This window comes from Aeromonas bivalvium, from assembly GCF_000819765.1.
Lineage (GTDB): Bacteria > Pseudomonadota > Gammaproteobacteria > Enterobacterales > Aeromonadaceae > Aeromonas > Aeromonas bivalvium.
This window is the reverse complement of the sequence record NZ_CDBT01000047.1, coordinates 1-13,932: the sequence shown is the minus strand read 5'-3', so window position 1 is coordinate 13,932 and position 13,932 is coordinate 1. Positions and strand designations below refer to the sequence as shown.

The 13,932-nt window shown below is 63.0% G+C and carries 10 protein-coding genes; 4 read left to right on the top strand and 6 right to left on the bottom strand.

The window, feature by feature from the left end; all coding sequences use genetic code 11:
* Window positions 1-26: 26 nt before the first annotated feature.
* From ccoG to BN1119_RS13645, 5 genes are all read right to left on the bottom strand, one after another.
* Window positions 27-1,478, bottom strand: a complete 1,452-nt coding sequence (gene ccoG / locus BN1119_RS13665; protein WP_041998935.1) for a cytochrome c oxidase accessory protein CcoG — start codon at window positions 1,476-1,478, stop codon at window positions 27-29.
* A 196-nt stretch (window positions 1,479-1,674) separates the two neighbouring features.
* Entirely contained in the window at window positions 1,675-1,938 is a 264-nt protein-coding gene (locus BN1119_RS13660) for a YihD family protein (RefSeq protein WP_041998932.1), read from the bottom strand.
* A gap of 31 nt (window positions 1,939-1,969) precedes the next feature.
* Window positions 1,970-3,124 (bottom strand): GGDEF domain-containing protein, encoded by a 1,155-nt coding sequence (locus BN1119_RS13655; RefSeq protein ID WP_041998929.1) that lies wholly within the window; start codon window positions 3,122-3,124, stop codon window positions 1,970-1,972.
* Between the two features lie 124 nt (window positions 3,125-3,248).
* The gene (cueR, locus tag BN1119_RS13650; protein WP_041998926.1) at window positions 3,249-3,638 is read right to left on the bottom strand and encodes a Cu(I)-responsive transcriptional regulator; all 390 of its coding nucleotides are present in this window, start codon (window positions 3,636-3,638) and stop codon (window positions 3,249-3,251) included.
* 143 nt (window positions 3,639-3,781) lie between these two features.
* A complete protein-coding gene (locus BN1119_RS13645) occupies window positions 3,782-6,154 on the bottom strand; it encodes a heavy metal translocating P-type ATPase (RefSeq protein WP_041998923.1) in 2,373 nt (790 codons plus the stop codon).
* A gap of 366 nt (window positions 6,155-6,520) precedes the next feature.
* On the opposite strand from BN1119_RS13645, the gene pgi reads away from it, so the two are divergent.
* The gene (gene pgi / locus BN1119_RS13640; protein WP_041998921.1) at window positions 6,521-8,170 is read left to right on the top strand and encodes a glucose-6-phosphate isomerase; all 1,650 of its coding nucleotides are present in this window, start codon (window positions 6,521-6,523) and stop codon (window positions 8,168-8,170) included.
* Window positions 8,171-8,318: 148 nt separating this feature from the next.
* Here pgi and ilvC read toward each other — a convergent pair whose 3' ends face one another.
* Complete coding sequence (ilvC, locus tag BN1119_RS13635) at window positions 8,319-9,800, bottom strand: ketol-acid reductoisomerase (protein WP_041998919.1); 1,482 nt, start codon at window positions 9,798-9,800, stop codon at window positions 8,319-8,321.
* Between the two features lie 225 nt (window positions 9,801-10,025).
* Between ilvC and ilvY the strand changes: the two genes are divergently transcribed.
* The 3 genes from ilvY to BN1119_RS13620 all read left to right on the top strand — a co-directional run bounded on the left by ilvY (window position 10,026) and on the right by BN1119_RS13620 (window position 13,865).
* Window positions 10,026-10,919 (top strand): HTH-type transcriptional activator IlvY, encoded by an 894-nt coding sequence (gene ilvY, locus BN1119_RS13630; RefSeq protein ID WP_041998917.1) that lies wholly within the window; start codon window positions 10,026-10,028, stop codon window positions 10,917-10,919.
* A gap of 101 nt (window positions 10,920-11,020) precedes the next feature.
* Window positions 11,021-11,212, top strand: a complete 192-nt coding sequence (locus BN1119_RS13625) for a hypothetical protein (RefSeq protein ID WP_041998914.1) — start codon at window positions 11,021-11,023, stop codon at window positions 11,210-11,212.
* Window positions 11,213-11,288: 76 nt separating this feature from the next.
* Complete coding sequence (locus BN1119_RS13620) at window positions 11,289-13,865, top strand: bifunctional acetate--CoA ligase family protein/GNAT family N-acetyltransferase (RefSeq protein WP_041998911.1); 2,577 nt, start codon at window positions 11,289-11,291, stop codon at window positions 13,863-13,865.
* The last annotated feature ends 67 nt before the right edge of the window (window positions 13,866-13,932 follow it).

Genomic DNA, 13,932 nt, shown 5'->3' with positions numbered 1-13,932 from the left:
TGCCTCGCGCCCGGCGCCTCCCGGGATCAGAGCCGGCTGATGAACTTGCTGGCCTGGCGCAACTCGGTCTTGCCATCCTCCGCCGGTGCATCGGTGCGCCTGAGCACGAACTGGATGTCCAGGGTCGGCCGTTTCAGGTTGTAGGGATCCACGGCCAGGCTGATGGGCAGGGTGTAGATCTCGCCCGCCTTCAGGGTCACTTCCCGCGGGCCGAACCACTGGTGCTCGGGCAGCCCTTCCACGTCCAGCTGGAATCCCTGGTCATGGAGGGTCTTGTTGAGGATCTTGAGGGTGTAGGTGTTCTCTATCAGCCCCTCGCTGTTCTCGCGAAACAGCTGGTTGCGGTCACGGATGATGTCCAGCCCCATGGGCATGATGGACATGGCGTTGTAGACGAACACCCCCAGCATGATCACCATCACCAGGCCATAGCCAATCAGCTTGGGACGCGCCACATGGGTGCTGTCGTGTTCCAGCTTGTGTTCCGTGGTGTAGCTGATCAGCCCCTTCTCATAGCCCATCCGCTCCATGGTGTTGTCGCAGGCATCGACGCAGGCGCCGCAGTTGATGCACTCGTACTGCAGGCCATCGCGGATGTCGATGCCGGTCGGGCAGACCTGCACGCAGAGATCGCAGTCGATGCAGTCCCCCAGCCCCAATGCCTTGGGGTCCGCCTTGCGGGCACGGGGGCCCCTGCTCTCACCTCGCTTGGCGTCATAGCCGACGATGAAGGTGTCCTTGTCGAACATGGCGGACTGGAAGCGGGAATAGGGGCACATGTGAATGCACATGATGGCGCGCATCCAGCCGGCGTTGCCATAGGTGCAGGCGGCGAAGAAGATGACCCAGAAGCTGACCCAGCCCGAGGTGGCGGCGCTGAAGAACTGGGGCACCAGCCGGGTGGCATCCTGGAAATAGGCCACGAAGGTGAGACCCGTGCCCAGGGAGAGCAGGATCCAGGCCAGGTGCTTGGCCCCCTTGCGCAGCAGCTTGTCGGCGCTCCAGGGGGCCGCGTCCAGCTTGCGGCGCTTGTTGGCCGAGCCTTCGAACTTCTCCTCGAACCAGATGAACATGAAGGTCCACACCGTCTGCGGACAGAGGTAGCCACACCAGACCCGACCGAGGAAAGTGGTCACGAAGAAGAGGGCGAAGGCGGCGATCATGAACACCCAGGCCAGCAGGGTGAGATCCTGGGGCCAGATGGTGGCGCCGAAAATATGAAACTGCTGATGTTCGAGATCGAACAGTATGGCCTGGCGGCCATCGTAACGAAGCCAGGGCAAGGCGACGAACAGCACCATGAAGAACCAGCCCATCAGCTTGCGCAGCCGCTGCCAGCGCCCGGTCTGGGCCCTCACATAGATGCGATTGCCCGGATTGAACCTGTCATCGCCGGACTTGAAGGCATTCGGGTTGAAGGTCCCGGTCACGCCCTTGTCGGTGACATCCTTGATGTCGATCTTCTCCTGCTCGGCCATTGCTACCCATCACTCCGTCAGTTGTTATGGCGCGGATTATATCTTAAACAGCCTGATAACAGTGTGGGTTTAATGTGTCGAATATTGGAGCGCGCTCGCAATTCACGGCAACAAAAAAGGCACATCGCCAGTTGACGACCTCCCTTTTGCAAAGATTCCATTGAAGCCTTTTCGTGCGATCAGCCCGGAGTCGGGATCACTTGATGCCGCGCGCCTTGAGCAGGGCTTCCTTGAAATCGGGCACATGATCCTTGGCCAGCCCCGGGATCATGGCCTGCTTGTCGGATTCACGCATCTTGAGGTGATAGATCAGCATGTCATCGGTCAGCTCGGACAGCGGCCCCTCGAAGCCGGCCTCCTCGGCCAGCTTGGCCACAAACTGCACCAGAGTGAGATCCTGCTCCTTGATCCAGGCAGGTTGCAGCAGCTCGAGCAGCTCTTCGATACGATGACATTGCATAGACGACCTCTTTAAATCTGTCAGGGGTGAATCAAGCCACCTTTCCCATCAAGGCGACTTCGATCCGATCCCGCCCATTATGCTTGGCCTGATAGAGGGCCGCATCCGCTTTCTGCACTAAATCCGCAATAGTGGCATGGTTATCCGGTACCAGGGTCGCCACCCCGAAACTGCAGCTCACCCGGCCAGAGACCAGGGACTTCTGATGGGGAATATGGATCTGCTTGAGGGCGTCGCGCACCTGCTCGGCCACCTGCAAGGCCCCCTGCATGCTGGTGCAAGGCAGCAGCAGGGCGAACTCCTCTCCCCCGTAACGGGCCGCCAGATCGTCTTCGCGCCGCGGCACCCTGGCGAGCAGAGCCGCCACCTGCTGCAGGCACTCGTCACCGGATTGATGGCCATAGTGATCGTTGAACTGCTTGAAGTAATCCACGTCCACCAGCACCAGGGAGAGGGGAGCCTGGGCCCGGTGGCAACGGCGCCATGCCTTGGCCAGACAGTGATCCAGATGGGCACGGTTGGCGATCCCGGTCAGACCGTCCCGACGGGAGGCGAGTTTGAGGTGCTCGGAGACCTGCTTGAGCTCGGCCACCAGATTGGCATTGGAGAAGCTGTGGTACAGGGACGCGGCCTGATCCCGGCGCAGGCGACGCAGCAGGGTCGGCAGGAAGATAAACAGGTAACCGGTCAGCATGCAGGCGACGATCCGCTCCTGCTCATTGCCCTGGCCCAGCTCGAACAAGATGGTGAGCCCCAGGGGCAAGACGGCGCCATAGAAGGCGCGCCGACTGCCGAACAACATGATGGCGCTGCCGGTCAGGATCAGGCTGGCCAGCATCATCATGGCGGCGCGATAGGCGTCGGGCAGCGCCCCCATGTAGAGCAGTACCCCGAGGGACCAGATGATGGAGGTGATGGTGACCCCGACAAACAGCTCGATCTCGAGCTGGGCCAGGGCCGTGCTGTCCAGCCTGGCACGACGCCAGCGCAGGTGCCAGGCCCGGGCGCAGAGCGACAGCAGCACCAAACCGAGCCAGCTCCACGCCTCGAGGGCGGGCAGGTAGTCGTGGAACAGCATGGACCATGCCAGAGCCAACAGTGCCAGACAGGGCAGACTGAACGAGGCATGGGTATAAAGCTGGACCATGATGGCCTGCCTGACCTGTCGTGTCACACTCTGGCTCAAGGGGGGAACTCCGTTTGCAATAGCCGCCTAGTCTATCCCAGCCCCCGGCGGCCAACAACAAATGGCCACTTATTAACCACTCCATCAGCCAGGAGCGGGCCAAAGGACGACGAGCGACCCCGACTCAGCCCCGCTCCAGCTCGTCGAGAATGGGGCACTCTGGCCTGTCATCACCGTGGCAGCAGGTCACCAGCCCCTCCAGGCTGCTCAGCATGGTTTGCAAACCCTGAATGCGGGCCTTCAGGTCGACGATCTTCTCCTGGGCCAGCTTCTTCACCTGGGCGCTGCTTCTGTGCTTGTCACGGTACAGGGCCAGCAGCTCCTGGCACTCCTCCAGGTTGAAGCCCGTCTCCCGCGCCCGCTTGACGAAATGCAGCTCGCGCACCGTCTCCTCCCCATAGCTGCGATAGCCGTTATCGCTGCGAAGGGGCGCCGTAATGAGGCCTATGCTTTCGTAGTAACGAATGGTCTTGGCACTGAGGCCGGTGGCCTGGGCGGCCTTGCTGATGTTCATCTATGACTCCTGATATCGGGCCCGCTGCCGGGCCTGAACTAGCTACCGAACAATGAGTGATGCAGGGCGCCCGCCATGGCCTGCCGCTGCCGTTTTCTGTCTGTGACTGTCGAGGGGAGTCCTCGTGCTGGCTCCCCGCCCCTTCATCCCTGCCCGGCCTTGGGACGCCAACGCTTGAGCAGCAGGGAGTTGCCGAGCACGGTGACGCTGCTAAGGGCCATGGCGGCCCCCGCCAGCTCGGGGCTGAGGTAGCCCAATGCCGCGAGGGGAATGCCTGTCACGTTGAAGGCAAAGGCCCAGAACAGATTCTGACGTATGGTGCGCCAGGTCGCCGCCGAGATGTCGATGGCATCGGCCACCAGCCGGGGGTCTGATCTCATCAGCGTGATGGCCGCCGTCTCCATGGCCACATCCGATCCGGACCCCATGGCGATGCCGACATCGGCCGCCGCCAGGGCGGGGGCATCGTTGACCCCGTCACCGACCATGGCGACCCGCCCCTGCACCTGCCCGCGCAGCGCCTCGACCCGGCCGACCTTGCCGTCAGGCAAGACGGAATCGAATGATCCTGTCAGCCCCAGCTCGCCAGCGATCCGGGCCACGGGGCCGGGGGCATCGCCGCTCACCAGCCAGCTGTCGATGCCGCGCGCCCGCAGGTTCGCCACCGCCTGACGGCTCTCGGGACGCAGCGTGTCCGCCAGGGCGGCCACCCCGGCCAGTCGGCCCTCGATGGCAACCCAGACCCGGGTCGCCCCATCCGTCTCCTCAACCGGGTCGACCACCAGCCCCAGGCTCGCCATCAGGGCCGGATTGCCGATGGCGACCCTGTTCCCCTCGACCTCCCCCACTATGCCGCTGCCGACCCGCACCTCGACCCCTTGCGGTTCGGGCAGAGAGGCCTGTGCCTGGCTGGCGGTCATGGCGCGGGCCAGGGGATGCTCGCTCGCCTGTTGCAACGCCGCAGCAAGACGCAGGGAGGCGGCGTCACCGCTCCAGCTCTGCAACACCGGCTTGCCCTCGGTCAGGGTGCCCGTCTTGTCGAAGATGACCGCCTTGATGTCATGGGCTTTTTGCAAGGTATCCACGTCCTTGATCAGGATGCCGTGGCGCGCAGCCACCCCGGTGCCCGTCACTATGGCCGCCGGGGTCGCCAGACCGAGGGCGCAGGGACAGGCGATGACCAGCACGGCCACCGCCGCCAGCAGGGCATGGCCGAAGTCCCCGGCCCAGGCCCACCACAGCAGCAGGGTGAGCAGGGCGACGGCCATCACCAGGGGCACGAACACGGCGGAGACCCTGTCCACCAACTGCTGCAGCGGCGCCTTGCCCATCTGGGCACGCTCGACCAGGGCGATGATCTTATTGAGGCTGGAATCCTCCCCCACGGTCGTCGCCGTGATGGTCAGTACCCCGGAACCATTGATGGCCCCCCCCAGCACGGGCTCGCCAACCCCTCGCGGCACCGGCATGCTCTCGCCGGTGAGTATGGATTCATCCAGCTCGCTGCTGCCCTGGCTGATGGTGCCGTCCACCGGCACCCGCTCCCCGGCCAATACCCGGATGAGATCGCCACGCAGCACCTCGTCCACCGCCACACTGACCCAGTCTCCCCCCCGTTTTACCGTGGCTCGCTCTGGGCGCAATGCCATCAGCTCGCGAATGGCCGACTGGGTACTGCGCCGGGCGCGGGCCTCCAGCAGCTTGCCGAGGGAGATGAGAGTGATGATGAGGGCGCTCGCCTCGAAATAGAGGTGACCCGAGGCCTGCGCCCCCAGACTGAGCCAGAGATAGAGGCTGTAGAAATAGGCGGCGCTGGTGCCGGTGGCGACCAGCACATCCATGTTGGCGGCCCGGTTCTTCAGGGCCAGCCAGGCCCCGCGGTAGAAGCGCCCGCCGATCCAGAACTGCACCGGTGTGGCCAGCGCCCACTCGGCCCAGGCTGGCAGATGCCAGCTCAGCAGGCCGGCCATGGTCATCATGCCCGCCAGCAGGGGCAGGGTAAGCAAGGAGGCGATCAGCACCTGATGCAAGGCGCGTCGCGCCTCCTGTCGCTCCTGTTGTTCCCTGGCCTGCAACTGCTGCTGACGGGCGGAGACGCTGCCGCGCACCTGTTCGGCGCCAAAACCCAGTGCGACAATCTGGTCGCGCACCACGGCAGGGCTCAGGGGACCGGGCAGCAAGGTGATCAGCGCCCGCTCGGTGGCGAAGTTGACCTCGGCCGACAGGGCGCCCGGCAGGGCAGCAAGGGCCCGCTCGATGCGACCGGCGCAGGCGGCGCAGCTCATGCCGCTCACCTGAAACTCGACTCGCTCGCCCACCACCTCATAGCCTTGCTGGCGAATGTGCGCCACCACCTCGGGCAGGGAGGCCTCATCCAGCAGGGTGACGGCGGCCTGCTCCAGGGCGAAATTGACGCTGGCCTCGACGCCGTCGATGCGATTGAGGGCCGCCCCGATGCGGCTCGCGCAGTTGGCACAGCTCATACCCTGAATGGGCAGTTGGATGGTGGTGGTCATGGCACGTCTCCCGTGATGCGACTCATGCACCAACATTAACCTTTACTGTAAGGGTAAGCTCAAGCGTCAATCGCCACATAAAAGATGGCGACGCAGGAGGAGGCTGAGGGCGCAGGCCAGGGCGGAACCACCATGAATTCGCACCTTCGCCAACCCGCCTGGGGAATAAAAGATGAGCAGGCTCAATGCCGCTGTCATGGGGCTGGCTCATAATGCGAGGGTTTTGAATGTACACTGGGTGCGGCCAGGACGAGACACTCTGTTACATGAGTCCACTCACCGGCTCGGTATACTAACCACAATAATAAGGTTTGGCGGGAGCCTTGCCTGCAAGGTTCAAATACAACTTGGAATCTCAGGAAGTCTATGAAAAACATCAATCCAACCCGGACCCAGGCCTGGCAGGCGCTGGAAACTCACTTCGCAGCCAACAAAGAGATGCGTCTCAAGGATCTGTTCGCACAGGATCCCCAGCGTTTTGACAAGTTCTCTCTCACCTTCGGTGGCGACATTCTGGTCGACTACTCCAAGAACCTGATCACCGAAGAGACTCTCAAGCTGCTCATTGATCTGGCCAAAGAGACGGATCTGCGCAGCGCCATCGACGCCATGTTCAACGGCGACAAGATCAACATGACCGAGGGGCGCGCCGTCCTGCACACCGCCCTGCGCAACCGCTCCGACCGTCCCATCGAGGTTGACGGCAAGGACGTGATGCCGGAAGTGAACGCCGTACTGGCCAAGATGAAGGGCTTCTGCGAGAAGGTCATCGGTGGCGAGTGGAAGGGCTACACCGGCAAGGCCATCCAGCACGTGGTCAATATCGGCATCGGCGGCTCCGATCTGGGCCCGGTGATGATCACCGAGGCTCTACGCCCCTACAAGAACCACCTGCAGATGCATTTTGTCTCCAACGTCGACGGCACCCACATCGCCGAGACGCTCAAGAAGATTGATGCGGAAACCACCCTGTTCCTGGTGGCCTCCAAGACCTTCACCACCCAGGAGACCATGACCAACGCCCTGACCGCCCGCGACTGGTTCCTCGGTCACGCCGGTGACAAGGCTCACGTTGCCAAGCACTTCGCCGCCCTGTCCACCAACGGCAAGGCCGTGGCCGAGTTCGGCATCGACACCGACAACATGTTCGAGTTCTGGGACTGGGTCGGCGGCCGCTACTCCTCCTGGTCCGCCATCGGCATGCCCATCGCCCTCTCCCTCGGCTTCGAGCACTTCGAGGCCCTGCTGCAAGGCGCCTTCGAGATGGACATGCACTTCGCAACCAAATCCTATGAGCAGAACCTGCCCGTGCTGCTGGCGCTGATTGGCCTGTGGTACAACAACTTCCATGGTGCCGAGTCCGAAGCCATCCTGCCCTACGATCAGTACATGCACCGCTTCCCTGCCTACTTCCAGCAGGGCAACATGGAGTCCAACGGCAAGTACGTAGACCGCGACGGCAATCCGGTCGACTACCAGACCGGCCCCATCATCTGGGGTGAGCCGGGCACCAACGGCCAGCACGCCTTCTACCAGCTGATCCACCAGGGCACCAAACTGATCCCCTGCGACTTCCTGGCGCCGGCCATCAGTCACAACCCCATCGGTGACCACCATCCGAAACTGCTGGCCAACTTCTTCGCCCAGACCGAGGCCCTGGCCTTCGGCAAGAGCAAGGAAGCGGTAGAGGCCGAGTTCCTGGCCGCCGGCAAGACGCTGGAGCAGGTCAAGGACCTGGTGCCGTTCAAGGTGTTCGAAGGCAACCGCCCGACCAACAGCATACTGTTCAAGAGCCTGACCCCGAAAACCCTCGGCTCCCTGATCGCCATGTACGAGCACAAGATCTTCGTACAGGGCGCAATCTGGAACATCTTCTCCTTCGACCAGTGGGGGGTGGAGCTGGGCAAACAGCTGGCCAACAAGATACTGCCGGAGCTGGGCACCGACGAGGCCGTCACCAGCCACGACGGTTCCACCAACGGCCTGATCAACACCTGGAAAGCCTGGAAAGCCTGAGTTTTCCTGCCTTTCTGAATGCAAAAGCCCCGCTCGATGAGCGGGGCTTTTTTATGGCCGGGTTTTCTGGCTGGCCAGTCGGGTGTCCAGCCCGACCGGCGACGGGGATCGTCATCCCCGCCCCTTTATCATCCAGCCCGATGCTGGCTTAACCGCCGACGGCGATGCGCTTCATGTCCTTCATGTAGCCACGCAGGGTCTGGCCAATCTTCTCGATCGGGTGGTTGCGGGTCGCTTCGTTGGCGGCCAGCAGGGCCAGGTTGTCCACCGCCTTGCTCTCGGCACGGGCACTGCCCAGGTCCCCTGCTTGCAGGGTCGGCATGAAGTGCTCGCTCAGCAGCGGCACGGCGGCGTTGGCGAACAGGTAGTTGCCGTACTCCGCGGTATCTGAGATGACCACGTTCATCTCGTACAGACGCTTGCGGGCGACTGTGTTGGCGATCAGCGGCAGCTCGTGCAGAGACTCGTAGTAGGCGGACTCTTCATAGATGCCGGAGGCCACCATGGTCTCGAACGCCAGCTCGACACCCGCCTTGACCATGGCCACCATGACCACGCCATTGTCGAAGTACTCCTGCTCGGCGATCTTGCCGGCATAGGCAGGGGCATTCTCGAAGGCGGACTTGCCGGTCTCTTCGCGCCAGCCGAACAGCTTGGCATCGTCTTCGGCCCAGTCAGCCATCATGCCGCGGGAGAACTCGCCGGCGATGATGTCATCCATGTGCTTCTCGAACAGGGGGCGCATCAGGGTGCGCAGCTGCTCGGAGAGCTCGAAGGCACGCAGCTTGGCCGGGTTGGAGAGGCGGTCCATCATCAGGCTGATGCCGCCCTGCTTCAGGGCCTCGGTGATGGTCTCCCAGCCGAACTGGATCAGCTTGCCGGCGTAGGCCGGGTCAGTGCCCTCGGCAACCAGCTTGTCGTAGCAGAGCAGGGAACCGGCCTGCAGCATGCCGCACAGAATGGTCTGCTCGCCCATCAGATCGGATTTCACTTCCGCGACGAAGGAGGATTCCAGCACGCCGGCACGGTCGCCGCCGGTGGCGGAGGCCCACGCCTTGGCGATGGCCATGCCCTCGCCCCGGGGATCGTTTTCCGGGTGAACGGCGATCAGGGTCGGCACACCGAAGCCGCGCTTGTACTCTTCACGCACCTCGGTACCCGGGCACTTGGGCGCCACCATGACGACAGTGATGTCGGCGCGGATCTGCTGACCCTCTTCCACCACGTTGAAGCCGTGGGAGTAACCCAGGGCAGCGCCCTGCTTCATCAACGGCATCACGGTCTTCACCACGTCGGAGTGCTGCTTGTCCGGAGTCAGGTTCAGCACCAGATCGGCGGTCGGGATCAGATCTTCATAGGTGCCGACCACGAAGCCGTTGTCGGTGGCCTTCTGCCAGGAGGCGCGCTTCTCGGTGATGGCGGCCTGGCGCAGGGCATAGGAGATGTCCAGCCCGGAGTCACGCATGTTCAGGCCCTGGTTCAGACCCTGGGCGCCACAGCCCACAATCACCACCTTCTTGCCCTTCAGCACCTCGCAGCCATCGGCGAATTCCGCTCGCTGCATGAAACGACACTTGCCCAGCTGGGCCAACTGCTGACGCAGGTTCAGGGTGTTGAAATAGTTCGCCATGGTGATTGCTCCGTTCGATTGATTCCGTGCCGCTATGGGCGTTGACCAAACCACTATAGCGCGGGACAGATATTGCTTGAACTGATATATTCGAAACAGTACGTTGCAGTAATTGAAATGTTATTCTTCGCAATCTCAGACCGCCTCCCTGCCCGGAGCATGACTTCCGACACGCAGCCAGGGCGGATATATGCGGCCCATGGGCCGTTTTGCAGGATTTCAACGATGGACCTTCGCAATCTCGAGCTGTTTCTCCACCTCGCCGACTCCCTTCATTTTGGCAAGAGCGCCGACGCCATGGCGGTCAGCCCCTCTACCTTGAGCCGCGCCATCCAGCGCCTGGAGCAGGAGACCGGCTGCGTATTGTTCGAGCGGGACAACCGCAGCGTGCGTCTCACCCCGGCAGGGGAGAAGCTGCGGGAATTCGGTGGCAATCTGTTGCAGGAATGGCGCCAGCTCAAGCAGGATCTCAAACGCAGCGACGAACCCTTGCAGGGGCGGCTGCGGGTGTTCTGCTCTGTCACCGCCAGCTACTTCCTGCTGCCCGATGTGCTGGAGCGCTTTCGCCGCCGCTACCCTCAGCTGGAAATCAAGCTGGAGACCGGCGATCCGGCCCTGGCGGTGGAGAAGATCCTCGGCGAGGAGGTGGACATCGCCATCGCCGCCCGCCCCGATGCCCTGCCGGCCAAGCTGGAATTCGCCAGCCTGCAGCAGGTGCCCCTGGTGTTTATTGCCCCCCGCACGGCGCCACAACTGAGCCAGTGGTTTCGCCAGGGCGAACCGGACTGGGAGCGGCTGCCCCTCATCCTCTCGGAGCAGGGACTGGCCCGTAAACGCTGCGATCAGTGGTTTCGCAACAAGGGCATAGCCCCCAACATCTATGCCGAGGTGGCGGGCAATGAAGGCATAGTCGCCATGGTGGCCCTCGGCTGCGGTGTCGGCTTGGTGCCCGCCGCCGTCATCGACCACAGCCCCATGGGGGAAAAGGTGCGTATCGTCGAACCCAAACCGGCCCTCAAACCGTTCGATGTCGGTATGGGGGTACTCAAGAAGCGACTGGAAGAGCCGCTGGTCAAGGCATTCTGGGACACGGCCAAGAGCCAGCACAATTACGGCTAGCGGTGCTGCCGCCATCTTGATGACAGATCTGACAGCTAGCGCCACCGACTCCTTTGACTACACTAGGCTCCCTCAACCCATGCCAGAGCAAGGAGTCGCCCATGAAAGATCATCTCGTCGAAATCAGGAGCCCTGTGCTGTTTGAGGAGTATCTGCAAAGCATGGGCCTGCCCAGGGCAAGCCTGGAGCAGGAGCAGGAGATCTATCTGCAGGATCGCCATCTGGCGGCGGTGCGCCGCATCCAGGGGGAACTGAGGTTCTATCTGGTCGCCGCCGAGCTCGGCAAGCGCTGATGGCGCATCTGGTCACAGAAGCCGCAGCCGAGACAGGGTAGACTCAGGCTCTGTGCCCAGCAACGGATGCCTGCCCATGAAACCCAGTGGCCTGGATCGGCTCTTCAAACCCCAGTCAATCGCCGTGATCGGCGCCTCGAGCAACCCCCAGAAGGCGGGCCATGTGCTGATCCGCCACCTGCTGGCGGGCCAGTTCCAGGGGCCCATACTGCCGGTCAGTACCGACAGTCAGGCCATCGCCGGTGTACTGGCCTACCCGGATGTCGCCAGCCTGCCGCTGGCCCCGGATCTGGCCATCATCTGTACCCGGCGCGAGCGGGTACTGCCTCTGGTAGAGGCCCTGGGCCAGCGTGGCACCGGCGCCGTCATCATTCTGGCCGGGGAGTTCAGCGATGAGGAGCGCCTCGAGCTGCAGCGGCTGCGCCACCAGTACGGCATTCGCCTGCTCGGCCCCAACAGCATGGGCCTGCTGTTGCCGGGGCAGGGCATCAACGCCAGTTTCTCCCCCATCGCGGCCAAACCGGGTCAGGTGGCTTTTCTCTCCCAATCGGCGGCCGTGAGTACCACCATCCTGGATTGGGCCAAGCAGCACGAGGTGGGGTTTTCCGCCTTCGTCTCCCTCGGTGATCACTGTGACATCGACTTCGGCCAGCTGCTGGATCAGCTCTCCCGCGACAGCGTGACCCGCGCCATCCTGCTCTATATGGACAAGCTGCACGATGCCAGGCACTTTCTCTCGGCCGCGCGCGCCGCCTCGCGCAACAAACCCATCCTGGTGCTCAAGAGCGGTCGCCATGATCCGGTCAACGGCCTCGACAACGTCTATGACGCGGCCATTCGCCGGGCCGGCATGCTGCGGGTGCGCGATACCCATGAGCTGTTCGCCGCCGTGGAGACACTCAGCCACTCCCTGACCCTCAAGGGGGAGCGCCTCGCCATCATCTCCAATGGCCGCGGTCTGGCCAACATGGCGGCGGATGTGCTGCAAGAGCGGGGCGGCAAGCTGGCGGGCCGTCCCCAGGACATAGGCAGCGATGCCGATATCCAGGCTTACTGCCGCGCCCTCGACACCGTGCTGCAAGGGGACGAGGCCGATGCCATCCTGCTGATCCATGCCCCCTCCCTCACGGCACGAGGGGTGGAGCTGGCCCGCAGCCTGATCGATTACCTCAAGCAGCATCCCAGGGCCAGACGCTTCAACCTTCTCACCAACTGGGCGGGGGAGTTCTCGGCCCAGGAGGGACGCCGCCTGTTCAACGAGGCGGGCATTCCCACCTACCGCACCCCGGAGAGTGCGGTCAACGCCTTCATGCACATGGTGGAATACCGCCGCAACCAGAAACAGCTGATGGAAACGCCGGCCTCCCTGCAGGGGGACAAGGTGGACCTCGCCCTTTGCAAGAAGCTGATCCAGCAGGCATTGGAGCGCAGGCAGCTCAGGCTGGATACCCATCTGGTGCAGCCACTCCTCCAGGCAAGCGGCCTCGCCACCCTGCCGACCTGGATCGTCACGGACGCCATAGAGGCGACCCTGACCGCAGAGCAGATAGGTTACCCGGTGGCGGTCAAGCTGAGATCCCCCGACATAATCCACAAGTCTTCGGTACACGGGGTCATGTTGAACCTGCGTACTTCGACCGAGGTGGCCCAGGCCGCCGATGCCATCCTGGACAGGGTGCGCCAGCATGATCCCGGCGCCCGCATCGAAGGTCTGCTGGTGCAGCGCATGGCCAGACGCAGCGGCGGTCTTGAACTGAGGATCCGCATCCAGCAGGATCCCGTGTTCGGTCCCGTGATCCTGCTGGGGGAATCCGGCGCCGACCCTCAGGAGATGGTGGCCGCCCTGCCGCCGCTCAACCAGGCACTGGCCCGCTACCAGATCATCGAAGCCCTCAAGAGCCGCAAGATCCGCGAACAGGCTGGTCCGGCGCCACTGGATATTCCGGCGCTGGCCCAGGTGCTGTGCCAGCTCTCCGAGTTGCTGCTCGCCTTCCCGGAAATCCGCGAGCTGGATCTGCATCCTCTGCAGGCCTGCGGCAACGAGATGGTGGTACTCGATGCTGGTCTGATCCTGGCCCAGCCCGAGCCTGAAGCAGGAGTGACCCTAGCCATACGACCCTATCCCACCGAGCTGGAAGAGGGGGCCTGGTTGAAAGACCACAGTCATGTGCTGCTGCGCCCGATCCGGCCGGAAGATGAACCGGCCCACAAGCAGTTCGTGCTCAAGGTCTCCGATGAAGACAGATACAAGCGCTTCTTTGCCGACGTTGGGGAACTGGGCCACGAGGAGCTGGCCCGCATGACCCAGATCGATTACGACCGGGAAATGGCCTTCGTCGCGGTCGGCCAGGACGGCGCCTGCAACCAGCAGATCCTGGGGGTGGTGCGAGCCATTTCGACCCCGGACAAACGGGATGCCGAGTTTGCCATCCTGGTGCGATCGGATCAGAAAGGGCTGGGGTTGGGCACCCTGCTGATGGAGAAGATAGTGCGCTACGCCAGGGAAGCGCAGATAGGCCAGCTCTCAGGCATGACCATGCCCAGCAATCGCGGCATGATCAATCTGGCCAAGCGCCTCGGCTTCAAGATCGATATCCAGCTGGAAGATGGGGTGGTCAATATGGAATTGCCCTGTACAGAACTGGGGCTGTGACACAGGAAAAATAGAAGACTTGGCCACTTCTCGCTTGAAAGTGGCTGATTTCAGGCAATAAAAAACC